Consider the following 24,386-nt stretch of genomic DNA (forward strand, 5'->3'; position numbering starts at 1 on the left):
TGTGCATATATCCACTTTGGATATAAAAACACATTGTTCCAAGACGTTCCCCGAATCTAAATAATCAATGAATTACATCGTATGAGACAGAACCAACGCTCCGTATGCAAAAGCAATGACGATGAGTATGGCTGGATGCAGCTTGGTCTTGGTCATGACCCAGAGCGAGATCCCTGCAATGATCAATGTCTGCCAAATGCCGATGGAATTGGTGGATACCTGACCGAATTCCCATGTAAGTAAGATCATAAGTACAGCAATAACCGGTTGTACGAGCAGCGTCATCCCTTTCACCTTTGGTGAAGTACGATGCTTGTTCAGTAAACGAAGCAGCAGAATTAACGCGACAGCCGAAGGTACAACGGTGGCAAAACTGGCGATGAATGCGCCAAACCAGCCAGCTACCTGATAACCGACAAATGCGGCAATTTTGGTCGCGATTGGACCGGGAAGTGCATTACCGATGGCGAGTACATCACCGAATTGCTCGGTGGTCATCCACTTGTAGTGGTTGACCACTTCTTCCTGCATTAACGGAATGGAGGCGGGGCCGCCCCCGTATCCCAAGATATTGGCTACAAAAAATCCCCAAAACAATTCCCACCATGTCTGAAGCATCGCTTAGGACACCCCCTTGTCGGAATTGCCTTTGGATTTGAAACGCTGGACCACATCCAGATGGAAGACGCCATATCCGAGGAAGACGGCAATCACAATACCGGGGTGAATATCTAGCAGCTGCAGCAGCACAAATGCAAGGACACCGAACAGGGCGGCAAAGGTTGTACCGAGTCCCTTCCATGCTTTCTTGGCGAATTCGTATGCCATCATGCCGAGCATGACAAAAATAACCGGGCGAACAGCGGCCACCATGCCTGCTACGATTTTCGATTCGCGGAGCGCGTACATGGAGCCAAGCAGCGCAATGATGGCGATGCTCGTCGGCAAAATGTGGGCCAAAACGGACACAATAGCGCCCAGCACGCCTTTGGTTTTATACCCCAGATACGCAGCCATCTTGGTGGCAATAGGACCAGGCAGGGCGTTGGCAATGGCCAAAATCTCGCCAAACTCATCATCGCTGACCCACTTATAGCGGGTAACGGCTTCATAACGGATAAGCGGAATAACCGAAGGTCCGCCGCCATATCCCAAAATTCCGGTTCGTACCATCCCAATGACGAGACCGTTGTAATCTTTCCAACTCATGCTGATATCCTCCTAGAGTCTCATGCCCATTCGGCTTTTATATCGTTTTAACAACAGCTGTGACTCTACCTTGACGATGCCGGGCATCTTGTAGAGCTTCTCCAGCAGGAACTGCTCCATCTCTTCCATATCTGCAAAAATACCATGCATGTGCAGGGTACTCGGGCCTGTCATATGATAGAGGCTGGTTACTGCGGGTTCTTCGTCCAGTTTCGCGGCCACTTCATCCAGAAATAGCGGTTCTACATCGACATTGAAAAAGGCAGAGACCTGGAGTCCAACTTTGCCCGGATTGAGAACCACAGTGAAGCGTTCAATGATTCCCTTTTCGGATAAGGCATTAATGCGAGCCTGAACGGCCACACGGGACAAACCGATCTGTGCACCCAGATCGGTGTAAGATATCCGGCTATTTTGGTGAAGGGCGGCAATGATTTTACGATCGATTGTATCCAGATTGTGCATTTGCGGAATTTCTCCCCCTTTGGAGGAGCGTTTCTCTGACATGATTGACCATCCTTTTTTTTAACTATATAGAATAAAAAATTATGATAGGATCTACGTACAATTTGTATGCAGCATTCATATTTTAATGACGAATCGTAATTGGAGTCAATATATTTATTGTAAATGTTGAATTTATCCGATTCAGAGCTTTCATTTTGTCATTTTTACCAATCAGAGATGATGAATGGGAGCAGAGCAGGAGGCAAGTATGAATCGAAAAAGAGACTGTTCACGGAGCACATCCGTAAAACAGTCTTCTATATAAAGTACAGGTTGAATCGACTTAATGAACAGTTTTGGGTAGACAAAGGGTAACGACCGTTCCTTCGCCAGGCTCCGAACATACTACGAGTGTACCTCCGGCTCCACGGGCTCGCTCCTCCATGCTAAATAGACCAACACCGTTACCAGCCGTCGTACTGTTGAACCCGGCCCCTTGGTCCACAATCTTCACAACGGTTGCCTCTTCCGAATCTTCCACCGTCACATGTACTTCTGACACATCGGCGTACTTGGCCACATTGGTTAACGCCTCCTGGATAATGCGGTACATGGCGATCTCCCGGTTCATCTCCAGTCGTTTTCGCAGATTACATTCCAGCTCCACTTCAATCCCGTAGTGCCGGGTATAGTTCTCGATATACGTGCGAATGGCCGGAACGACACCAAGGTCATCCAGTACGGAGGGTCTCAGCTCCCATGCCATGCCGCGTACATCCTCCATAATGCCCGTAACTTGTTTTCGCAGTGCTTCCACACCAGATTGAGGTTGGTCCGCCAGCAGACGATCCATCTGAATGACGAGGGAGAAGAGACTCTGTCCAATGCCGTCATGCAGCTCGCGTGAGATGCGACGCCGTTCCTCTTCCTGAATGTTCATGACCTGGGTCATCATCGTCTGTAACTCGGCTTCGACCTGCTTCAGCTTGGTTACCTCACTACGAACGGCCAAATACTGATAGGGCTCACCATCGTTATCGAGAAAAGGCACAATCGTTGTATTCACCCAATAATGACTGCCATCTCTCGCACGGTTACGGATCTCTCCGTTCCACACTCGTCCGGAAGAGATGGTTTCCCACAGGTTCTTCATAAAGTTCTTGCCGTGATAACCCGAATTAATGATTCGATGATCCTGACCGATCAATTCTTCCCGATTATATTGTGAAATTTCGCAAAACTTATCGTTTACATACTGGATCTTTCCTTTGCGGTCCGTGAGGGCTACAATGGACGACTCATCCAGGGCAAACTTCAGATCACTGAGCTGGTGCAGGGAACCTTTCAGTCTACTGCGGAATTCAGTATCTGTAATGTGACTGTCGATTTCCTCTAATAACTGCCGTACAGGTTGATCGGCAAATCCGCTAAGTCTGTTTTTGCGTGCGCTACTCAAAGTTAAGCAACCCCTTTTTCATCGCAAACTTTACCAGTTCCGGTCTGGTTCGAAGGCCAAGCTTCTCCATCAAATTGCTTTTGTGGGATTCGACCGTTTTGACACTGATCACCAGATGTTCGGCGATCTCCTTGTTGGCGTAACCCTTGGCAATCCAGGACAATATCTCTTTCTCCCGCTCGGATAACGTGTCATATGGTCCGGCGTTCTCCTGTTTCGCTTTGTCCAGGTATTCACTCATCAGCCGCTTGGTCGCACTTGGGTACAGATAGGCGCTACCCTCTGCTACGGAACGAATAGCGGCAAGCAATTCTTCATGTGGCGCGCTCTTGAGAATATATCCGGATGCTCCAGCGTGGATGGCGCGGAACAGATATTCTTCATCGTCATGCATGGTCAGGATCAATATGGAGACATCCGGCATCAATTTCTTCAATTCAGCGGTAGCGGTCAGACCGTCTTTGCCTGGCGGCATGCTGAAATCCATTAAAACCACATCCGGCTTCAGTTCCTGTGCCTTGGCAATAGCTTCATCCCCATCGGCCGCGTCTCCAACAATATGTATATCATTTTTTCCGTCAAGCAGGGCAATCAGCCCGGAGCGTACAACTACATGATCGTCGACAACCAATAATTGAATCACATCATTTTCCTCCTGTCCGGTTCCACAGTTCTTTCTTTATCATACCAAAAAAGAAAGCCATTCAGAGGTTAATCTCTGAATGGCTTCGATTTTCTGTTAGTGCGTGTTACTCCCATAAGGAAATAACAAGACTTCTTAGCATACTCCAGACAGATGTCTTTATCCGTACACTTGTGGCTGCAGCTGTATAGCAACCTGTTCGGTCTGACGGACCATCTCCGGTGAGAACGTGCAGGGTAACCTGCTGCCAAGGAGCAGCACGGCGCCAGGAACACTTCCTTGCTGGAACACAGGCACGGCTATGGCACATACCAACCGCTCCGCAAGCATTAACGGGCAACGGCCGGGTGTATGCTCCCCGGTGGATTGTGCATCAGATAGAGCGGTGCGTCCAGTCCGAAGCGCTGTGCCAACCAGATCTTGTCCAGGGCGCATCTCCATGCGCTTCACTCGCTCGTTGCTGGCGCCGGATGTATACTTCCAGCGCAGCATCGTCCCGGACAGACAGGCCAGTCCGCAAAAATCGCTGGAGGTATTCATGCGCAGGCCGTCGATCATCTCCTGAATGCCAGATGGCAGTTCATCATGCATGAGAGGACACTTCCTTTTTTGGAATCATACCGTACGTTACGGTGTAATCAATATCGTTAACCTGTGGTCAGGGAAATCTTAAAATAAGGGTATTTCGCTGCTGTTTCTATTGTAGCCCCTTTCTTCTGGATTGTAATTCAGGGAAAACCCCTATTTCCGTTCTGCAATTTGCTGATCCTGTGTATGGACAGGCAATTAGGCCAGGAACGGCAAGGCTTTTATCGATTACGGAGTCGTAAAGGGTCCTCATAAGTGTGATTTATCTCACAGCAAATTCAGGGAGTTTCCCCGCGAGGTTCAGGTAATCCCCCGATAACCCCCACGCTATATTCGCGGTATGATGGATACATAAGGAAACACCGAGGGGGACGATGGTAATGGGTACGGTATTTACAGAAAGAACAACCCAGGCGACACAACAAGAACAGACGGAGGCGAGCAAGATGACACGGGAGACAGGTGGAATCCTTTCGTTCGTGACAGCTGAACAATGGGGCTTGATCGAAGCGAAGATGCAGCCGAAACGGGTAAAGTCGGGGTACAGTCTCTTTCTGGAAGGCGATGAAGCCGGATACCTGTACTACATTCGCTCGGGAAGAGTGAAGCTGACCAAGTCGACTGAGGATGGGAAAGAAATCATTTTATCGATTCAGCAAACCGGCGATCTGATTGGAGAGTTTGGCGGTATAGGCGGATTGACTCACAGCTACAGTGCAGAGATGGCAGGCAAAGGGGAGCTGGGGATTATCTCGCTCAGCGACTTGGAAAGTGTGCTCAGCAAACATGGTGATCTTGCCTTGAAATTCCTGCAATGGATGGCGCTCGCCCAGCGTATCACCCAGTCGCGTTTCCGTGATCTCTTGCTCTATGGCAAGGCAGGTGCGCTCGCATCGACGCTGATTCGTGCCAGCAACTCGTATGGCAGAATTACGCCGGATGGCATCGTGCTCGACATGAAGCTGAATCATACCGAGTTGTCGGAAATGATTGGTGCCACGCGGGAGAGTGTAACGCGTATGTTGGGAGCCTGGAAAGAACAGGGGACGCTGGACACCGTGGATGGAAAGCTGATGATTCGTGACCTGGCAGCCTTGCGCTGCATGTGCGGATGTCCTACATTTCCAAGCTGTCCGGTAGAGCTGTGTCGATTGTAATGAAAGCAAGTTGAATAGGGTTGTACCTTCGATGGCGATTGGGGTCGTTACGGAGAAATCAAAAAAAGCTGATGTCCGATGTACTCGGGGTCAGCTTTTTGGCGTAGTTATATGTTTTTTTGTTGTAGGCACGATTAGCGTCCAACGTTTGCACCTATATACTCCTTAGCAAGAATCGAATATAGACATGAATCATGATATTCCCCTTTGTAAAACCAATGCTCTCGCATCAGACCTTCACGCTGCATACCAATCTTCTGCATAACGTTCTCTGAAGCCTTGTTGTTCGGGCGGCATTTCGCATATATCCGGTGTACGCCAAGTGTATTGAAGCCAAAGCCAAGCATGGCTCGGGCTGCTTCGGCAGCATACCCTTTTCCCTGATAAAGGGGATTGAGCACATAACCGATCTCAGCGTTCGTCTTTTCGATGTGAAGGCCAACACCGCCGATCAAGATGCCCTCCTTTTTCAAGCATATCGCCAGTTCGAAGCCCTCTCGTGGTTGTGTTTGCTGTAAATTCATTACAAATTCCACATAAGCCCGCGTATCTTCCTCCGTATTCGGTCCCCATGCCGTGTGCTGAGTAACTTCTGTCATGGATGTGTAGCTATGTATACTTTCCCAGTCTGTCTCCAGAATATCCCGGATGATGAGTCGTTCGGTTTCCAATTGCATCGCTATTCCCTCCTATATAAAACAAAAATAGCCCAATAACCGATTCGTGTAAAGAATGGGTTACGAGCTATGTAAGTATAAGGCATGCTATTGTGGTTGTTTACATTCAACTGCGGGATAAGTATAAGCCAGCTTGCGGATAATTTCCTTTTGCCATCTCGTATCACCCAGGTTGGTTGCCAGGTTCAGAAGATCCAAATAATCGTCAAGCTGCAGATCAGCCTTTTGCAGAGTTGTATTCATTCGATGTTCGTTCCCCTTTATCTATAAAATCGTTAAGTCATGTAAAGTAGACAGAAGACTTGAGACAAGCTCAAGAATGATAATCATTATCACAGCTATATGTTTATTATGCAATGAACGATGGCAAAATGCAATGCCAAGGCTCGAATAAACTTAACTTTTTTTCGTAAATAGGCTCGTCCACAGCAGATAGGGAATGTACACACCCAGATATGCAGACGGATAAAGGAACCATCCATTCAACAGGAAATGGTGAATTTCGGTGGTGAACGTCGTCATATGGGCATTCGTAGCGTACACATCGCCTGCAATGACCGTCGCCGCACTATAGAAGCAGAGCAGGGCAAGGACATGGAAAACACGGGTCACCATCCGGGAGCGAAGTGCAACAAAAACCATAATCAGTGGAACAATCAGCAGGAGCAGAAGAAATAGAAACTTCATCGTACAGGTCTCCTTTGGGATACTTTTGTTAACCAGTATGGGCAATTGGTGTAACTTCCAAAAGTTTTTGCAAACATTTTACAAAAAGAAAGAGGAATTCAGCATATGAACGATTAAATTAAAGGTGGATAACCCATTATCAGGTAATTATGAGGAGGAGAAGGCAAGTATGAAGAAAGCGATATGGCAGCATTGGACCGGAGCATTCCTGGTCTTCATCATGATGGCAACGGCGTTGCTGGGGCCGGGTTCTTTAAGTCCGGTACAAGCTGCAGCGCCCCTTACGGTATCTCAGGCCATCGCAGCCCAGAGTGGTGGAGGCACGGCAACGGTAGAAGGATATATTGTTGGACATGCCACGGGTTCGCTTACAGCCAAATTTACATCTCCTTATGCCAATGATTTCAACTTCCTGATTGCCGATTCAGCGACAGAGAAGACCAATGCGAAACTGCTGGATGTGCAGATTCCAGCGTCGTACCGCTCGCAATATGGACTGGCTACCAACCCGAATCTTGTAGGGCAGAAGGTTATCGTAACCGGAACGCTAGGTGCATACAACAGTTATGCCGGAGTGAAGAATCCTACCTCCATCGCACTCTCCTCTGGAACAACCAATCCTGATCCTGATCCAGGCACAACGCTGCCGGATGGTACTGGAAAAAAAGTATTGTTCGACAACTCGCATGCTCAGACAGCCGGGGCTGCGGACTGGGTTATTGATGGGGCATTTTCAGACTTTGCGAATGGTTTGCGAAACGCAGGCTTTACCGTGGATCAGCTGAATCGCAGCATCCCGTATACCTTCGGTGAGCAAGCCATCACCTTTAATAAATTGAAAGACTATGATGTCTTCGTTATCGGCGAAGCGAACGTGCCTTTCAAAGCGACAGAGCAGGCTGCGCTGCTGCAATATGTACAGAATGGTGGCAGTGTCTTCTTCATTGCCGACCACTATAACGCAGACCGGAACAAAAACCGCTGGGATTCCTCTGAAGTATTCAACGGCTATCGCCGGGGTGCATTCTTGAATCCAGCCAAAGGCATGTCGTCAGCAGAAGCTGAATCTCCAGCGATGCAAGGCGTGACCAGTTCCGACTGGTTGGCATCCAACTTCGGTATTCGTTTCCGCTACAACGCACTGGGTGATGTTAATGCAACAGATATTGTCGCACCTTCGCAGTCGTTCGGCATTACAACCGGTGTGAGCGCAGTAGCCATGCATGCAGGTTCCACACTTGCCATTATTGATCCGAACAAAGCCAAAGGTCTGGTGTATGTTCCGAGCGGTGTATCTAAATGGGGCAACGCGGTAGATCAGGGCGTATACAATGGCGGCGGACGGGCTGAAGGAGCCTACGCTGCGATTGCCAAGGTCGGTGCAGGTAAAGCAGCATTTATCGGTGACTCCTCACCTGTGGAGGATGCCACTCCAAAATATCTACGTGAAGAAACAGGCGCTGCCAAAACAACGTATGATGGCTTCAAGGAAGTAAACGACGGTGTATTCCTTGTGAATACCGTGAAATGGCTTGCAGTGAAAGAAAGCTATACCAGTCTGTCTCAGGTGTCTGGATTGACATTGGATACGCCGACAAGTCTGCTTGCGATTGAAGCTCCGGCTTCATCGACTGAGCCGCAAACCGAGCCATGGGCAGTACCGGCTGCAGGCTACAAATGGTATGATCCTACAACGTTTAAAGCTGGTTCGTACGGCAAAGCGCAGTAAGACAAGCAGGAAGGTAGCTATACGGAGAATCGGCCTGTCCGCAGCGATTGCGGACAGGCTTTATTTTGCATAAATGCCTGGTGTAGAGGGAAACGTATGGGTAATTATGAATGTGAGCGAGATGCCAAAGGTGAGGGGGAGGACCATGATGAATCGGCAAGCAGACTGTGACAGCTCGACCATGAGACAGAAACTCAAAGCAGACCTTCATCGTGTGGCAGAACGAATGAACCAGACGTTATCCACCTTTGATCATGACAGTGTGTGTCTGCTGGGCCAATTTGCGGAGATTCGGGCTGAGATCAAGCATATTGAGGTGCTGGCCTCTTCCTTTTATCTGGATTGTTATCTGTCTCCCTTCACGGAGAAATTTGCAGAATTGACTGCCAGTGTACAGCATTTGTCGGATCGCCGATATGGTGCTCTCATTGTAATTGAACGGGAAGTGCCGCTTGAACCGATTATCCACTCAGGGGTTGCAGTCGATGCGAGAGTCACTCATGCATTGCTGGAATCGCTGTTTATACCGGGTGCACCTCTGCATGATGGGGCTGTACTGATCCGAGGCAATCAGATTGTATCTGCGGGTAATGTCCTGCCTCTATCACAGGCCATTACGCGTGAACGGAAGATTGGCACACGGCATAGGGCTGCTCTCGGATTGAGTGAACTGACGGATGCGGTTGTGCTTGTTGTCTCGGAGGAGACTGGTCAAGCTTCATTCGCCGTGGGTGGGGATCTGCATCCCATCAACGTGGTTGAAGCCTTGCCATGATCACGATCACTCGTCGCTAAAATTTTCCATGCTGGAATAACGAACCTTTTTCCCTGTGAAGAGAGAAAGGTCTTTTTGTTACATCGTAATGTGATTTTGCACATACTAGATCATCATGGGTACAATAGAGGGTGGAAGACGAAATGGATGAAGGCGATTGGATCGCAAAAATGGTTGGAGGAGACGGTTACACATGAGCTGGTTTGAAGCAATGGAACATCACGATTATGAGGAACTGGTACTGTGCCAGGATAGAGCCTCTGGTTTAAAAGCAATTATTGCTATTCACGATACAACACTCGGTCCTGCGCTGGGAGGCACACGGATGTGGACTTATGCTTCTGAGGAAGCGGCCATTGAAGATGCCTTGCGCCTTGCGCGGGGAATGACATATAAACATGCGGTATCCGGACTGAATCTGGGCGGAGGCAAAGCCGTAATTATCGGAGATCCGCGCCGTGACAAAAATGAAGCGATGTTCCGGGCCTTTGGCCGATACATTCAGGGACTGAACGGACGGTATGTCACCGCAGAGGATGTGGGAACCACAGAAGAAGATATGAATCTGATCTATCAGGAGACCGACTATGTTACAGGCATATCCCCAAGCTATGGCTCCTCCGGTAACCCCTCCCCGGCAACAGCCTGGGGTGTATATCGGGGTATGAAGGCTGCGGCGAAGCAAGCATTCGGCACGGATCTGCTGGAAGGCAAAACCGTGGCTGTACAGGGCGTGGGCAACGTGGCGATGCGTCTGTGCAAATATTTGTATGAAGAAGGTGCGCATCTAATCGTTACCGATATCCATAAGGATTCCGTGAAGCAGGCTGTGGATCAATTCGGTGCTAAGGCGGTAGACCCTGCCGACATCACTGGAGTGGATTGTGATATTTATGCTCCATGTGCACTGGGCGGTACCATTAACGACGATACGTTGAAACAGCTCAAAGCCAGGGTGGTGGCAGGCTGTGCCAACAACCAGCTGCTGGAGCCGCGTCATGGTGACAAGCTGCATGAAATGGGAATTGTATACGCCCCAGACTACGTGATCAATGCAGGTGGCGTAATTAATATTGCGGATGAGCTGAACGGTTATAACGCCGATCGTGCGTGGAGCAAGGTTGGAGAGATCTACAATACTCTGGAGAAAATCTTCGACACGTCGCGCACCGAAGGCATCGCAACGTATATTGCTGCGGATCGTTTGGCTGAACGCCGGATTGAACTGATGAAGAATACACGCAGCACATTCCTGCAAAATGGTCATCACGCGCTGAGTTCCCGCAGACTGCGCGGGTAAATTTAAGGATTGCATTGAAATGGATAAGAGTGTAGTGTGTCATGAAACCTCAGTCTGAGAGCTGAAGAGTGGGTCGAGTTCGCGGCGCAAAACTCGCCAGAACGCGTGTTTTCTCCACGTGCCCTTTTTCAGACGCTATCCTGAGTCGTATCTTTCGTTTCGCTTACGACGGAGTATGGCCGGAGCGCTAACGAATCTGAGACGTGTTATTCAGGGGTTTGAAGCGTCTACAGAAGGATAAGGAACCTGAGACACGTTATATCAAAATTTGAGGCCGTTTTTAGCGTCTTTTTAGCGAGATTTTAAGCAATAACGCGTCTGGTGTTCCTTACGATTGAAAAAGAGGGCTTGAGAGCCAAATAAGACATTCTAGGTTCCTTGGAAAAGAGCAGGCGAAGCCTTTCTGAGCCTCCTGCTCGAATGCTCCGAGAAAAGTACAGGTAAAATAAAAATACAAATAAAGGCGGGTGTCCGTGTGGATGCCCGCCTTCTTTATCAATTGTTTTACTTCAAGGCGTTCATGATGTGGCTTTGAACCCCACGATCAATCAACAGGCCGATATGGGTCACCCCGAAAATGCGAATATTGTTCGCCCCGTTCAGTGGGGATAACGTATTGTTTACAATTAAGTCCGACGTACTGTAGATGGAAGTATATGCAATGCCGGTTGGTGCCGATCGGGCTACAAGCCGGTTGGGAGAGCCGAGTGTAATAACCTTGCCTATATTTTTGCCACCACCGAGGTTGTTGATATAATACAGGGTGTTGGCCCCGCCCATGCTATGGGCAATAATATCGACCTTGCTGGCGCCGGTCTTACGCAGGACATCATCAATATAGGAGGATAACTGGCGTGAATTGGTGATATTGTTTCCTGACTTGTCCAGGAAATCGATGGCGTACAGGTCACTTCGGGAATAGCCTTCGTTTATTAGTGCTCTTTCGATGCTGGCAAAGTTAAATCCCGCGCCTCCAATACCGTGTACAAGTACAATGGGATTGCGCCCATTGGCAGCCGCTGCTTGCTCCGCACCGGCAGGGATGGACAGCAAAGATAACGAACTAAGGAAGAACAGACAGGTTAAGACGCAACGTAGAACAATAGATTTACTCATTATTAATACCCTCCTTTGGAATGTATATCCATATTTTCTCTCTTAATCTATCATTATTTGTAATTAAAAGGAATAGTGTGGTAGTAATAAAATTTAAAATAAATTTTGAGGGGAATAAATACATGCTGGTTTTGGCTGGGATGGTCGCTGTAATTACGGGAATGATTTCGCTGATCCATATTCTATTTGGATTGAAGGATTTAGGGGAAGGCATGAGACTGTTGGTCAACATGTCAGAGTTTTTTTTTTTCTATCCTTGCTGTTCATCTTAGTGAAAAGTGGGAAAAAGCTTTTATAGCTAATAACGTACATAAAAATATTACCATTTCATTAATTGGATTATTAAACCATAAGTGGTAAGGTGAATGTATGGAATTTTGATTTAATTAAAAGGAGGAGTATGATGCGTAGATTTTCATGGTTAGCAGGTGCGATGGTACTCTCATTCATATTGATTACAGGCTGTAGTAATTCTACTGTGGATGAAGGGACGACTGAACCGGGCGTGACTATACCATCCGGGCAGGAAGATTCATCCGGCAATGGAGGAGGAAGCACGAGTGAGGGAACAAAGGAGGTCCCACCTGCTTCGGAGAGTGATGAGAAAGCAATGCTTACAACCGCTGATCTATACAAAAAGGCTGAATTCACAGTGGACAAATATGATGAAGAGCACACAATGAATCGAGAGGCATTGGAGGCCAAAGGAGAGATTCTGAAGCCGTTCCTGACTTCAAGATATTATGTTGCAAAGATGGCTGATCGTAATATTGCACTGCCGCTTCAGGTTGCGAACAAGGAGAGCGTTACGCTGCACCCGGAAGATATGAGTTTCAGTGTGAAGGAAAATAGAGGAGACTCGCTCCTGATCACTTACACGTTAAACTTGATTCTCACCGATAAGAACGGCCAGGAATCTCGAAACATTCCACTCGAAGGAGACATTACGTTCCTCCAGGAGAATAATCAGTGGCTCATACAGGATGATACTTACAATATTAAGGAGCTTCAGAATCTGGTGTATAAGTAAGTACGAGAATAAGGATGCGGGGGAAGAAACTTGCTAACGAAACGTAGACGCGAGTTATTGCTTCACTCTGTATGTATTTCCGTAGGTTTCTACTGGAATAACGTCGTTGTGGATCATTAGCCTGTGCATTCCCGGGTAATCCTACCTAATAATGTGCAAACATTAAGTTAGCGCCGTAACATTCTGAGAGCTGATGCATTACTATACCAGAAGAGAGATGCGAAAGATCGCATCTCTCTTTTTATGTTCCCCGCCCAGATAAGCATTGAGCAGATATGGGGAAAATCGAAATGATATTTCAAAAGGTAATACACTTCTGATTCAGCAGCTTCACAAATCGATCCAGCGCGCTGCTGACGTATCGATCTTCGCCACGGACAAAGGTCGTTGTGGTATGTGTGAATCGTTCAGCCAGATCGTATACCGAGAACTCATCCGGTTTCTTGTGAATTACGCTGCAAGGCATAATGGTAAAAGCAATTCCTGACTCCACACAGCTAAGCAGGTTATCCATCGTGCTGACTTCAATCATATTGCGAGCAGACAAACCTTCTTCCTGCAAATATTCCTCCGTAATTTCACGGTAAGGGCAGCCTTTTGGGAAAACGACCCACGAAACCTGACACAGGCTTTCGGGGGGGACGTCCATCCGTTTCGAGATGATATGCACCGTGTCCTGCATTTCATATTCCACCTTCAGACCCTCTTTTACACACGCACCACTAATAAAGGCGCCATCGATCTCATATTCCTGTATTTTCTTGCGCAGCACTTTGGGTGAAGTGGCATTCACAAGTGAGATGGAGACCTCGGGATAGGTCACTTGGTATTCATTGAGAATTTCCATAAATCGGCTGGATGCAGCCGTCTCCACAATCCCGATTTTTAACGTGCCTGAAGGTTCACCGGGATCAGTCATGTCCTGCTCCAGATCGTTTAACAGGTCACGGATGCGTGTTGCATACTGGACAAACTGCTCTCCTTTGGAAGTCAGCACTACCCCTTTGGGGAAACGGTTGAACAACTGCACCTGATATTCCTGCTCCAGTTTTTTGATGCGTGTGGTGACGTTGGATTGTGCGTAATTCAATTCTTTGGCGGCCTGTGAGATTTTGCCGGACCGTGCCACCGCGAGAATAATATCGATATCCGAGAGTTCCATAGCTCTGGCCTCCTGCTTACTTTTAACCATATATAAGTTCCACTATATTTACACGGGCACTCCGATGACAGACAACCTTCCGATCGCTGTTATCTCCAGATTGTTTAGTTAGGTATCTCTATGAGAGATACATCTATATATTTCAATCATTTTACGATATATATATGCCGGCTTACAATATCGTTATCAACAGCGCATTTTTAGAACAATGGAATATGCAAAAATGCTGACAATGACAATGGAGAAGGAGTAGTGATGAAGAATATGTCTACATTATTGAGTCCGGTGACGATCAACACATGGCATTTGAGAAACAGAATAGTGATGGCGCCTCTTACCCGAGGGTTTGCCAATGATCAGGATGGGACTGCGACGGAAGAGATGGTGGCGTATTACGAGCGACGTGCCCGGGATGGTGTGGGGTTGATCATTACAGAGGGGATTAATCCCTCGTTGGCAGGCAAAGGAACCTATGGCATCCCTGGATTATATACAGCTGAACAGACCGACTCATGGAAGAAAGTAACGAATGCCGTCCATAAACACGGAGGAACCATCATCGCTCAGTTGTGGCATGTGGGCAGACTGTCTCACTCCGATCTGATCGGTACCCCGCCACTGGCACCTTCAAGCATTCCCGCTCAAGGAAGAGTCCATAAATTGCATAAGCCATATCAGATACCTCAAGCTATGAGTGTGCAAGATATCCGGGATAGCATTCAACAATTTCAAACGGCTGCCCGCAATGCGGTACTGGCTGGATTCGACGGAATTGAGCTGCATGCAGCACATGGTTATCTGATCGACCAGTTTATCAATGAGAAGACGAACCACAGAACAGACGAATACGGAGGCGATATCCAGGGTCGATTGCGTTTTCTGAAGGAGATCATTATTGCAGTTCAAAAAGAAATCAGCGTGGATCGCATATCGGTACGATTTTCCGAGAAAAAAGATGATGACCCTTCCTATGTCTGGGCAGACAAGGCTGGAGTGCTGAACGCCTATCTGAATCTGTTCCGCGAGACAGGCATTACAATCTTGCACCCATCAACAGATCGATACACCACAGTCTGGACTGGGGAACAGAATTTCCACGAGGCGATTCGCGAGCAGTGGGACGGTATCATCATTGGCGTAGGGGACCTTGAGGCAAAAAAAGCAGAGCAGGCTGTACAGAATCGGAGCATTGATTTGGCAGCGTTCGGCAGACCGTTTATCGCCAATCCCGATCTGGTGCAAAAATTGCGTACGGGGCAGCAGTGGGTCGAGTACGATGCCAATGCACATCTGATTATGTTGGTGTGAATGTAGCAAGAAAAGGGCAGAAGCTGATCCTGTGAATCACTCTGCCCGTTGTTTCTGTTTTCGATGCTAACTATGATTAAATGTCTTCCATGCTGCAGCAACTTGCGGAGGGTTGGGTCAGAGTGCTCAAACACTTTGTGATAAATCCAGCGGTTCAATTTCACTTTTTCTGGTTGAGCTTTTTTCGATATACCATAGGATGATCATGCACAACGCATAGACCAAGCTGAAGGCCAGAATAATGATCCATAAGCTCCCCATGTCCATGTTTTTGATGAAAATACCTGTCAAGTATGGGCTAAGTGTATAACCCAGACAGCCTACGAACAGCAGCAAGCCGTTAAACCGCCCCTGATGTGTATCCGGCACTCGCGAAGCGATATATAGATTGATATTGGTTTGCACCAGAATCTCTCCGACGGTCCATAGTACCGTAGAGACGGCGACGATGGCGAAATGGGGAAAATAACCCATCAGGCTCAATGCACCAAATCCAATGCCATAGAAGAGCGCACCTGTGGCAATGGAGTTTAGCGCAGTTAACTTACGTGTAACGGATAGGATCAAGGTGGTCAGGATAATGACGCTGATAGCATTAATGGTCATGACTGAGCCGTAATAGGCTGCCCCGTCTTCTCCGAACGAATCATTCATTTGTAGCGGAAGGCTAAACGAGGATTGCATATAAATAAAATAGTTGAGAAATGATACCAAGATGAACAAGGCGACGAGCGGATTTCTCATAAGAAGTGTGAATAAAGGAGTGGGAGGTTGGCTCGATTGTAGATGTGCAGAATTCTTGCTGCCCGTAGACGCCATTACCTTGCTTGTACCGATCTTTACCTGGTTGATGATAATGAAGGTGGATATCAGAAATACAGTGCTGATACTGATAAAGACGATATGGACATGATCCTTGATGAAAAAACCGGCTACCAATGGTCCGATGGCTATCCCCAAATTGGCTCCCAAATACATAAGAGAGAAGGCCGACTTTCGCTCTTTCTCCTCCGTGCACAGTTGAATGATTAATGCGTTATACGCAGGGCGGGTAATGCTGATGAAGAACATGACAGCGATCAGTAAATAGCCAACCGTAATAGTGCCCGACCAGAACGAACAGCATAGTATCATTGTGGCGGACAGCAATTGCCCGGTAACGATAATTGTTTTTTTGCCCATAAGATCACTTAAATAACCGCCAAGAAGGACACCTGGTCCACTAATCAAGGCTGCCAGTGATACAAAGATACCTGCACTGACAACATTCATCCCCATCTGTAAAGTCAGGACTAAGGTAATAAGGGAAAACACAAAATCTCCTGCGCTGTTAATCGTTCTGGCTAAACAGAGGTAATATATTTCACGGCTCAAACCCGCGTATGATTTAAATAAAGACAATAATTCCAGCCCTCCCCCATACCACTGTCAATTCAAAAACAAGCCTTTATGGTCCATCCCGCGTTTTATACGGGTTCGGTAACAGTAACTTCAATCTTGAAGCGATCGTACATATTCAGCAGTGTTTGACGCAATTCTTCGAATGAATTCCCTTCCACAATGGCAAAACCCGATCTGGTCATCGTATCGCTCACGTCCCCGGCACGTTGTCCCACTTGATAGGATACATTGAAATCAATGATGCCGGAGATATCTTCATAATCTTCTATCCCTGATATGCTTTGAATCATTCCTGCGCGAGAAGGGAAGCAGATCATACCCGTATATTTATTATTCGTCTGTTGTTTGTTGAACTCATATATTCCAACTTCCAGATCGCTGACTGCCTCGAATAAATCAACACCATGTGTGTTCTTGATACAAGGAGGCATAACCTGTGAACCCCCGATTCTTGCACCGATCTCTCCAAATACCACTTCTCCCTCCGAAGTTAGAAAAAGCTCGGCATGTGTTACGGAATGATTAATCCCCAGTGCAGCAATGACCTGTTCATTGACTTCCTTGATGTGGTGAATAAAGTCAGCCTCAGTGCCTTCAGGAAACGTAATGCTGGCCGGCGGCTTCTGCTTAGTAGCAATATCCAAGCAGTTATACAGGTATTGGGAAACGGATGAAAATAGAACTTTCCCCTTGGAGACAATGGAATCACAGTGAAACTCTGTACCGTTGATGAACTCCTCCAGCAAGTCCCGTTGCTGCGCTTGTCTAGTATGGTGAAGATAATGGATCAGTTCTTCCATGCTGGACAATTTGAACGTATTTATACTTCCATATCCGCTGAGTGGCTTCACAATAATTGGGAACCCGTGTGTATCAGTGAAACGAATGTAATCCTGTTCATGAAGAGCGATTGCAATGTCAGACGTCCGAATTCCTCGTTGATGGAGCATCTGTTTCATAATCCATTTATTGCGGACGGCTTCAGCCTGGTTGCGCTGCATGCCGGAGATACCAAATTCGGATCGAATCTGGCCACCGATCTCAATCGCATTCTCGCCCGGAGTTAACAAAGCTACGATGGAGTGGGAACGTCGGATTTCAATAATGTGTTCCCTGATGTCATCCACGGATTCCAAGTGGTCCACGTATCTAATCTCATCGAAGAAATCCTCAAGCAAATCATCATGAAGCAGATTGTGACGTTCAATAATCAGAATTTTTTTGTAATCAGCAAATTTTTTCAAAGGTTTTACGAAATTTAAGCCTGATGGAAGCCTGAAATCAGATATGTATACAATTGTTTTCATAAATCCTCCTTCAATGAAGAACAAAAATTAGAAAAAGACCATTTCATAACATTATATATAAAAATATTCCATTTTCAATACGGTTTTTGTAAAATTTTTGTTACGTTAAAGTGTTAATTGACAACAGGATTTTTTTGGTATACGATCGTACCGGATTTGAATAAAAGGGAGGAAATAGAAAAAAATGGAGATTACTGAAAGCAAATATGCCATACTGGGAACATTGGGAGACGATGAAGGATTCCTGACTTGCAGCATGCATATCGCTAAGAAACTCAACAACTCTGATATAATCAAACCGTACCCCGAATTTGAAGCGGCCGCGGAAGACTTGAAATCAGGGGAAATTTCCTGCCTATTGGTCCCCGGGGCTTATCCCAAGCTCAACAGTTTCATCATGGATTCCGAATTAGTGGTGTCTGAGAGCTTTGTAGAGAAGATTCCTGCGCTGGTTCTATCCGGATTCCATGCGGAATGTCCTGATCAGATCGACGTTATTTTTCATCATCCGGCAACTACATACTTGTTATCTGAACTCAGTATAATCTATAGAGAGAGCAGCACCGTATCGTCCAACCCCGAAGCCTGCAGGAAGGTCATGCATCACACTGAAAGGTCCATTGCGGTCACGAATCAGCTTTGTGCCGATCATTACGGGCTCGTGACCTACAAGGTATTGCGTGAGGGAATCAATATGCCGTGGGTATGTTTTACAAAAAATGTACAGAGGATGAATGCACTCGTATGAAGAGAATAGCTATTATATTGGATAAAAATTTGGAGATTGGCGCCGCAGCGAATGTAGCTGCCTTATTGATGGGACAAGCAGCCCTTAAAGAGCCGGATTTATATTCTGATACACCTGTACTGGATCTTAGCGGCGTTCAGCATGCAGGCATCCGGTATAGCACGGTTATTTTGAAGGCTGGGGAGAATCAATTGATCCAGTTGGCTAAATCCTGTTCAGCTGACAACGACGAAGTGAGCTATGTTGTGTTTTCACAGAAGGGTCAATCACTCAATAATGCATTCGAACAATATGCAGATGAGATCGCTTCGATGGAAATGGAAGTTACCAAAGTTGTAGGTGTCATTGTGTGGGGAGAGGATGACAAGGTTAGGGCCACAACCAAGAAGTTTAGTGTCATGAAATGATGATGGACAAAGGGCAGAAGCTGATCCTGTGGATCACTCTGCCCTTTGTTTACGTATGGAAGGATGGTTACGGGTTACTGACAACGGTGACTTTCTTTTCCGTTAAGTAGTATACAAGCGCCAGCAGAGGCATCACCAGACCAATCAATGTGGTGAGACTCCAACCTCCATGTGCGTAGGACCAGCTGCCAAGAGATGATCCAATTGCGCCCCCTACAAAAAAGATCGACATAAATATCCCGTTTACCCGTCCTCTTGCTTCGCTTAACGAATAAATGATGCGTTGTCCCAGCACCAGATTGCCCGAGACCGCCATATCCAGTGTGATGGCAACGACCACAAGCAAAATAAGGGTAGCGGTAGAGTGACCCTGGAACAGATAGGCAAGCCCAAAAGATGCAACCGCGATGACCATGGCGAGTCCGGTTAAGATGCGGGTTAAACCTTTATCCGCCCATCTTCCGGCAATAGGTGCTGCGATGGCACCCCCAACACCAGCCAGTGCAAACCAGGCAATTCCCTGCTGGGACATGCCATATTCGTTGGCGAGCTGCAAGGGAACTGTAGTCCAGAACAAGCTGAAGGCGCCAAACAGACTGGCCTGATAGAGAGCTCGGCGGCGAAGCATGGGAAATGTTTTGAGCAGGGAACCTAATGACAAAATTAATTGTCCGTACTTCATCGCAGGTTGTGGCTGACGTGCAGGAAGTGCACGTGACAGGAGCAATGTAAGCAATCCGATAATGATTGCCGAGAAGACAAAGACCGCTTGCCAACCGAGCAGGCTTGTAATAAAACTGGCGACTGGCCGAGCCAGCATGATGCCCAGCAGCAGACCACTCATCACATTGCCGACAACCCGTCCGCGTTGCTCCTCAGAAGTGAGGTAGGTGGCATAGGGAACTAGAATTTGCGCAACGACTGAACTAATCCCGATGACGAGGGAAGCAGTCAGAAATAATACGGCATGGGAAGAGAAGGCAGCGGCAATCAATGCAACGCCCAGAATGATGAGGAAAAAAGTGACCAGTCGCTTATTCTCCAGAACGTCACTGAGCGGAACGATAAACAGCAGGCCAATAACATATCCGATCTGTGTTAATGTCACAATCAGTCCAGCAGCAGCAGAGGAAAGCCCTGTTGTCACGCCGATTGGTCCTATAACCGTCTGAGCATAATACAGGTTTGCCGCAATCAGCCCGCACGCCGCAGCCAAAAGCAAAATCAACCAGCTTGGAACTGAATGTGACTTCACATCAGGTTGTATATCCATGAGTATCACCCTCCACATGTTCTTAAATTATTTTTTATTCAAGTAAATTAGTATTGCAAATTTTGAATTACTAAACGGTGCGTTTACTAATTACAAACATATAATAAACTAAACGTTTAGTATTGTAAATAGGTGTGGGGATTTTTTTTTGCATGTCGGAATTAAGGTAAGAACGAAATTGTTTAATGTATCGGTGTTTTAGTATAATGAACGTACAGTTTTTATGAATCACAGATGCATTTGTTGCACCAAGGAGGGCTTATGATGACAGCCAAAAGAGGGCGTCCCCGCAATGTGGAAACCCAGAATGCGATTCTTGCAGCTTCCTATGAATTATTACTGGAACACGGCTTCGGAGCGGTTACGATCGAAAAAATTGCTGAACGTGCTAAGGTGAGCAAAGCAACGATATATAAATGGTGGCCCAATAAAGGTGCTGTCATTATGGATGGGTACATGTCTGCGACAACGGCAAGATTACCTGTACCGGATACAGGATCGGTATTTGAGGATGTGCGCATTCATGCGAGCAATCTGGTTGTTTTTTTGAGCAGCCGGGAAGGAAAAGTGATCACACAGATTGTCGGAGAGGGACAGTCTGATCCAGGGCTTGCAGAAGAATACCGAACCAGATACATTCAGCCTCGTCGGCGCGAAGCGTGGGGAATTTTCGAAAAAGGTGTAGAACGGGGAGAGTTGAAAAAGGATTGTGACATCGGACTGTGCATAGACCTCGTCTATGGAGCGATGTTCTATCGCATGCTGGTGACTGGCGAAGCGATAGATACTGAATTCGTGCAGCGTTCGTTGATTTCCTTATTTGAAGGGATTAAATCTGGATCATAGAGAAAGACATCTTGGGGGAGGGATAGGGCGATTCGCAAGAATCACCCTGGATACATAAAGGCTTGTGGATGAATGGGGAATGTGTGGAGAATTGAGAACTACACCTGGAAGATCGGTGAGATGGCTGGGGGCCATGAATCGGGAGAAGGCGAAGTGGAAGAGGGAAGAGACTGGTTCAGGATCGGGGGCTCGTTCCATATGAAACTGGGTATTTCGCGTCGTAACACTGGTGCTACATCCTGGGCGAAGCGTTCTACCTGCTCCAGCTGCTCCGCATGGCTGAGTCCATCCACGCTGATGCTCAGTACCTGATGTCCATATGCGGCATGGTAATTGAGGATCTTTTCAATGACCTGCTCTGGACTACCAATCAGTACAGGGCCATGTGCAATGTTATCCTCCAGGTCCTTAAAGGGTGACTGATTGTGCTGCGCAGCGGCCGTAGCATGAAAGGCCTCATAATAAGGCGTATAACGACGGATCGCCTCTTCGCGTGTATTCGCGAGGTACAGGCTGCCTGCCCCGGAGCCGACCACCGCTCGGTTCGCATCATGACCATAATAATCGAGACGCTCCCGGTAATGGTCAATTAACGCTTTATATTTTGCCTGCGGGTGGAAGGAATTCGAGCTAAATATCGGTTCGCCATACTTCGCTGCAAGCTCGGTGGAGCGGGTGCTTGATGCGCTGCCATGCCAGATCGGAATGGATTGCTGGAGCGGTCTCGGCTGAGTGGTAACCTCTTGAAGGGGAGGGCGATACGTTCCCTGCCAGGTTACATTCTCTTCAGTCCACAGCCGTTTCAGCAGTTCGTAGCGTTCACCGAGCGAATCCCATTGTTCCTCTTCGCTAATGCCAAACAGGGGATAGTGCCGCGGATCATTGCCTTTGCCGATGATCATCTCCAGCCGTCCACCCGATAATTGATCCAGCGTGGCATAATCCTCGGCAACCCGTACCGGGTCAAGTATACTAAGAACAGTGACTGTTGTTAGCAACCGGATACGTGAAGTCGCAGCAGCGACGGCGGTCAGCACGACGGGAGGTGAGGAAGACAGAAAAGGTGCGCCATGCCGCTCACCGATCCCATATGCATCGAACCCCAGCCGTTCGGCCAGCTTGGCTTGTTCCAGAATATTGTGAAACTTCTGTTGTGTCGTTAATGATTCACCAGTTACGGCATTTGGAAGATTCATCATGAGACTAAATAAGGCAAATTTCATCTAACCATCCCCTCGGATTGGATTGGAAAAGCACCTGGGTTGTCTAATCCTATGGAAATAGTAGGATATTCAAGCTAAAACTAACTTTACCATGTTGCCCTGCATTCTTCTAATGGATTTTTTCTATAAGGCGGATTAAAGCTGCTCAAACCTGGACAAATGGGCAGGAAATTGCCACGATTTTTATTGACCGCTGTAAAATTTAGGATTAAAATTGTGCATATCATATAAATTCAAATTTTTGGATTTTCATTGTGGAGGTGGGAGACATGGAACCTACAACTACGATACGCTCCTTTATTGAGGACTACATCAGGAAACAGGGCTATACCCTGCAATACTTTGCCGATATATCGGGTGTGAACGCTGGAACGTTAAGTGCGATCATCAAAGGAACGCGGCCAATTGCCATGGCTCAACTGGATCTGATTACTCAGGGCATGAAGCTGGAAGAAGGTCATTTCTACGAAATTTATGGCGCTGAGTGTTTTGTGGAATCTGCACCGCACTGGAGAAGACTGGAGCCTTTTCTGCAACGTTGCGCCGAGTTGGACAAGCTCGAGTGTATTCAGCGGATAATCCAGCAAGTGACGGATGACCGCTCCTATATCTCCGAATTGTTTGAAATGGCAGAAGGCATGCTTGAACGAGGACAAAAGAAAGCGGCCCGCATGTTATATGAATGTGTCGCGGAGTGTGAGAAGTACCAACACTCGGAACGTCTCGCATTGTGCCAATATCGTATTTTCACACTATCTCTGGGTCAGGATCAGCATGAAAATCTCAGGGCGGCCGTGCACTTCGAGCCATATATTAATAGGCTGGATGAAGAGCGGCAGCTGGATGCGATCAAGGACCTGGCGAATACATACTCAGCCCTACGTTATTGGGACAAGCTGTTCGCCCTAGCAGATGAATTGGGGCGTAAAGCTGAATTAATACAATCTTTTACTAAGAAAAAAGTCGATAAAGTAAACAGGGTAACTGCATATCCATTATTCGTATATAGGGCTTACTCGAATCTCCTCAAGGCAAATGCAAGTGAGTGGAGTGGGAAATATACTGAAGCACTCGGCTATACACAAAAATATGCTGATATAGTTAATATTGCAGATCCTAGTGAGGAAGATCAGATATATATCAATATGTTTATTGGTTGGATTGAAGCGAACACCTATTTGTACAGCCTGATGATGGGAAAGAAAGAAGTACTCCCAGCTTATGTGGCTTGGATTGAACAAAATGAGGAAGAATTACTTACTGCTCTCGTGAAAATTGTAGAAGCAGCAAACACTTATGATATGAACATAGATCATGTCCTTTTGAAGTTTGATAGTAAAATTAATACAATTTTGAGTGATAGGGCTTTAAGAGAAGGGTATAATGAGCAAATTAAGGATGATTTACACAGTAAATTTCTAATTGAGTTCGCAATATATCATTTTAACCAAAATCGTTATTCGGATGGGATGCTACACCTTGTTACTTGTTTGAGTTCAGCTATTAAAATTAATAATCATACTGATATCATACAATGTGTTGCTCTCTTTGAGAGATACAGGTCTTTTGCATCTAAAGAAGTAGAGATAACGTACCGATATCTAATGGAGGAGGTATATAATTATTATGAAAATAAAAAAAGTCATGGCTATATTTTTGTGTAGTGTAATTTTTGTTTTTGCATTCCATATAAATCCAATTAATTTAGATCAGAAATATACCCCGTTAACACATGGTACTGGAAATTTATAATCTTATTTGGCTGCAATGTTATATAATATTTACTCTGAGATTTCAACAGCGGTTTATTTCCGGAAGCGGGGGTAAACCGCTTTTTATTTTGCTCAGATTGACCATTGTAAAATTCAGGATTAAAATTACATATATTAAGAAATGA

General features: G+C 46.7%; 25 protein-coding genes. 10 read left to right on the top strand and 15 right to left on the bottom strand.

Annotated features, from left to right (window positions below):
- Window positions 1-72: 72 nt before the first annotated feature.
- The 6 genes from BMY78_RS24985 to BMY78_RS25010 form a co-directional block, all read right to left on the bottom strand.
- A complete protein-coding gene (locus BMY78_RS24985) occupies window positions 73-618 on the bottom strand; it encodes a chromate efflux transporter ChrA (protein WP_053780063.1) in 546 nt (181 codons plus the stop codon).
- Window positions 619-621: 3 nt separating this feature from the next.
- Window positions 622-1,209, bottom strand: a complete 588-nt coding sequence (locus BMY78_RS24990; protein WP_090904057.1) for a chromate efflux transporter ChrB — start codon at window positions 1,207-1,209, stop codon at window positions 622-624.
- 12 nt (window positions 1,210-1,221) lie between these two features.
- Window positions 1,222-1,716: a chromate efflux transcriptional regulator ChrS gene (locus BMY78_RS24995; RefSeq protein ID WP_090904058.1), complete on the bottom strand. Its 495-nt coding sequence runs from the start codon at window positions 1,714-1,716 to the stop codon at window positions 1,222-1,224.
- A 283-nt stretch (window positions 1,717-1,999) separates the two neighbouring features.
- Window positions 2,000-3,112 carry a PAS domain-containing sensor histidine kinase gene (locus BMY78_RS25000; RefSeq protein WP_090904059.1) on the bottom strand — a complete coding sequence of 371 codons (1,113 nt, stop codon included), beginning with the start codon at window positions 3,110-3,112 and terminating at the stop codon, window positions 2,000-2,002.
- Window positions 3,105-3,755 (bottom strand): response regulator, encoded by a 651-nt coding sequence (locus BMY78_RS25005; protein ID WP_053780067.1) that lies wholly within the window; start codon window positions 3,753-3,755, stop codon window positions 3,105-3,107. Before BMY78_RS25005 ends, BMY78_RS25000 begins: the two co-directional genes overlap by 8 nt.
- Window positions 3,756-3,914: 159 nt before the next feature.
- On the bottom strand, window positions 3,915-4,346 hold the full coding sequence (locus BMY78_RS25010) for a GAF domain-containing protein (protein WP_090904060.1): 432 nt from the start codon (window positions 4,344-4,346) through the stop codon (window positions 3,915-3,917).
- A 377-nt stretch (window positions 4,347-4,723) separates the two neighbouring features.
- Between BMY78_RS25010 and BMY78_RS25015 the strand changes: the two genes are divergently transcribed.
- Window positions 4,724-5,500, top strand: coding sequence for a Crp/Fnr family transcriptional regulator (locus BMY78_RS25015; protein WP_256222398.1), 777 nt, complete (start codon window positions 4,724-4,726; stop codon window positions 5,498-5,500).
- A 134-nt stretch (window positions 5,501-5,634) separates the two neighbouring features.
- On the opposite strand, the gene BMY78_RS25020 is transcribed toward BMY78_RS25015, so the two are convergent.
- From BMY78_RS25020 to BMY78_RS25025, 3 genes are all read right to left on the bottom strand, one after another.
- Window positions 5,635-6,177, bottom strand: coding sequence for a GNAT family N-acetyltransferase (locus BMY78_RS25020; protein WP_090904061.1), 543 nt, complete (start codon window positions 6,175-6,177; stop codon window positions 5,635-5,637).
- Between the two features lie 87 nt (window positions 6,178-6,264).
- Complete coding sequence (locus BMY78_RS32975; RefSeq protein ID WP_177185868.1) at window positions 6,265-6,420, bottom strand: hypothetical protein; 156 nt, start codon at window positions 6,418-6,420, stop codon at window positions 6,265-6,267.
- Between the two features lie 153 nt (window positions 6,421-6,573).
- Entirely contained in the window at window positions 6,574-6,864 is a 291-nt protein-coding gene (locus tag BMY78_RS25025; protein ID WP_090904062.1) for a hypothetical protein, read from the bottom strand.
- Window positions 6,865-7,084: 220 nt separating this feature from the next.
- On the opposite strand from BMY78_RS25025, the gene BMY78_RS25030 reads away from it, so the two are divergent.
- The 3 genes from BMY78_RS25030 (at window position 7,085) to BMY78_RS25040 (ending at window position 10,668) form a co-directional block, all read left to right on the top strand.
- Window positions 7,085-8,593: a DUF6359 domain-containing protein gene (locus tag BMY78_RS25030; protein ID WP_256222438.1), complete on the top strand. Its 1,509-nt coding sequence runs from the start codon at window positions 7,085-7,087 to the stop codon at window positions 8,591-8,593.
- A 145-nt stretch (window positions 8,594-8,738) separates the two neighbouring features.
- Window positions 8,739-9,368, top strand: coding sequence for a sporulation-specific diadenylate cyclase CdaS (cdaS, locus tag BMY78_RS25035; RefSeq protein ID WP_090904064.1), 630 nt, complete (start codon window positions 8,739-8,741; stop codon window positions 9,366-9,368).
- A gap of 193 nt (window positions 9,369-9,561) precedes the next feature.
- Window positions 9,562-10,668, top strand: a complete 1,107-nt coding sequence (locus BMY78_RS25040) for a Leu/Phe/Val dehydrogenase (protein WP_090904065.1) — start codon at window positions 9,562-9,564, stop codon at window positions 10,666-10,668.
- A 504-nt stretch (window positions 10,669-11,172) separates the two neighbouring features.
- Here BMY78_RS25040 and BMY78_RS25045 read toward each other — a convergent pair.
- Complete coding sequence (locus tag BMY78_RS25045; RefSeq protein ID WP_090904066.1) at window positions 11,173-11,784, bottom strand: esterase/lipase family protein; 612 nt, start codon at window positions 11,782-11,784, stop codon at window positions 11,173-11,175.
- 400 nt (window positions 11,785-12,184) lie between these two features.
- On the opposite strand from BMY78_RS25045, the gene BMY78_RS25050 reads away from it, so the two are divergent.
- On the top strand, window positions 12,185-12,814 hold the full coding sequence (locus BMY78_RS25050; protein ID WP_143067082.1) for a hypothetical protein: 630 nt from the start codon (window positions 12,185-12,187) through the stop codon (window positions 12,812-12,814).
- A gap of 298 nt (window positions 12,815-13,112) precedes the next feature.
- Here BMY78_RS25050 and BMY78_RS25055 read toward each other — a convergent pair whose 3' ends face one another.
- Window positions 13,113-13,976 carry a LysR family transcriptional regulator gene (locus BMY78_RS25055; RefSeq protein ID WP_064642768.1) on the bottom strand — a complete coding sequence of 288 codons (864 nt, stop codon included), beginning with the start codon at window positions 13,974-13,976 and terminating at the stop codon, window positions 13,113-13,115.
- Between the two features lie 264 nt (window positions 13,977-14,240).
- Between BMY78_RS25055 and BMY78_RS25060 the strand changes: the two genes are divergently transcribed.
- On the top strand, window positions 14,241-15,284 hold the full coding sequence (locus BMY78_RS25060; protein WP_256222402.1) for an alkene reductase: 1,044 nt from the start codon (window positions 14,241-14,243) through the stop codon (window positions 15,282-15,284).
- A 126-nt stretch (window positions 15,285-15,410) separates the two neighbouring features.
- Here BMY78_RS25060 and BMY78_RS25065 read toward each other — a convergent pair whose 3' ends face one another.
- Both BMY78_RS25065 and BMY78_RS25070 read right to left on the bottom strand, forming a co-directional pair.
- Entirely contained in the window at window positions 15,411-16,685 is a 1,275-nt protein-coding gene (locus tag BMY78_RS25065) for an MFS transporter (RefSeq protein ID WP_177185869.1), read from the bottom strand.
- 65 nt (window positions 16,686-16,750) lie between these two features.
- Window positions 16,751-17,992 (bottom strand): ATP-grasp domain-containing protein, encoded by a 1,242-nt coding sequence (locus BMY78_RS25070; RefSeq protein ID WP_090904071.1) that lies wholly within the window; start codon window positions 17,990-17,992, stop codon window positions 16,751-16,753.
- Window positions 17,993-18,176: 184 nt separating this feature from the next.
- On the opposite strand from BMY78_RS25070, the gene BMY78_RS25075 reads away from it, so the two are divergent.
- Window positions 18,177-18,740: a type 2 periplasmic-binding domain-containing protein gene (locus BMY78_RS25075; protein WP_090904072.1), complete on the top strand. Its 564-nt coding sequence runs from the start codon at window positions 18,177-18,179 to the stop codon at window positions 18,738-18,740.
- The gene (locus tag BMY78_RS25080) at window positions 18,737-19,147 is read left to right on the top strand and encodes a DUF2000 family protein (RefSeq protein ID WP_090904073.1); all 411 of its coding nucleotides are present in this window, start codon (window positions 18,737-18,739) and stop codon (window positions 19,145-19,147) included. Before BMY78_RS25075 ends, BMY78_RS25080 begins: the two co-directional genes overlap by 4 nt.
- Before the next feature lie 67 nt (window positions 19,148-19,214).
- Here BMY78_RS25080 and BMY78_RS25085 read toward each other — a convergent pair whose 3' ends face one another.
- Window positions 19,215-20,420, bottom strand: coding sequence for an MFS transporter (locus BMY78_RS25085; RefSeq protein WP_090904074.1), 1,206 nt, complete (start codon window positions 20,418-20,420; stop codon window positions 19,215-19,217).
- A 264-nt stretch (window positions 20,421-20,684) separates the two neighbouring features.
- Here BMY78_RS25085 and BMY78_RS25090 point away from each other — a divergent pair, with 264 nt between their 5' ends.
- Complete coding sequence (locus BMY78_RS25090; protein ID WP_090904075.1) at window positions 20,685-21,266, top strand: TetR/AcrR family transcriptional regulator; 582 nt, start codon at window positions 20,685-20,687, stop codon at window positions 21,264-21,266.
- 98 nt (window positions 21,267-21,364) lie between these two features.
- Here the strand turns inward: BMY78_RS25090 and BMY78_RS25095 are convergent, their stop codons facing one another.
- Window positions 21,365-22,489, bottom strand: a complete 1,125-nt coding sequence (locus tag BMY78_RS25095) for an LLM class flavin-dependent oxidoreductase (RefSeq protein WP_090904076.1) — start codon at window positions 22,487-22,489, stop codon at window positions 21,365-21,367.
- Window positions 22,490-22,758: 269 nt separating this feature from the next.
- On the opposite strand from BMY78_RS25095, the gene BMY78_RS25100 reads away from it, so the two are divergent.
- The gene (locus BMY78_RS25100) at window positions 22,759-24,153 is read left to right on the top strand and encodes a hypothetical protein (RefSeq protein ID WP_079695876.1); all 1,395 of its coding nucleotides are present in this window, start codon (window positions 22,759-22,761) and stop codon (window positions 24,151-24,153) included.
- Window positions 24,154-24,386 lie beyond the last annotated feature (233 nt).

It is taken from the genome of Paenibacillus sp. OK076, from assembly GCF_900110055.1.
Lineage (GTDB): Bacteria > Bacillota > Bacilli > Paenibacillales > Paenibacillaceae > Paenibacillus.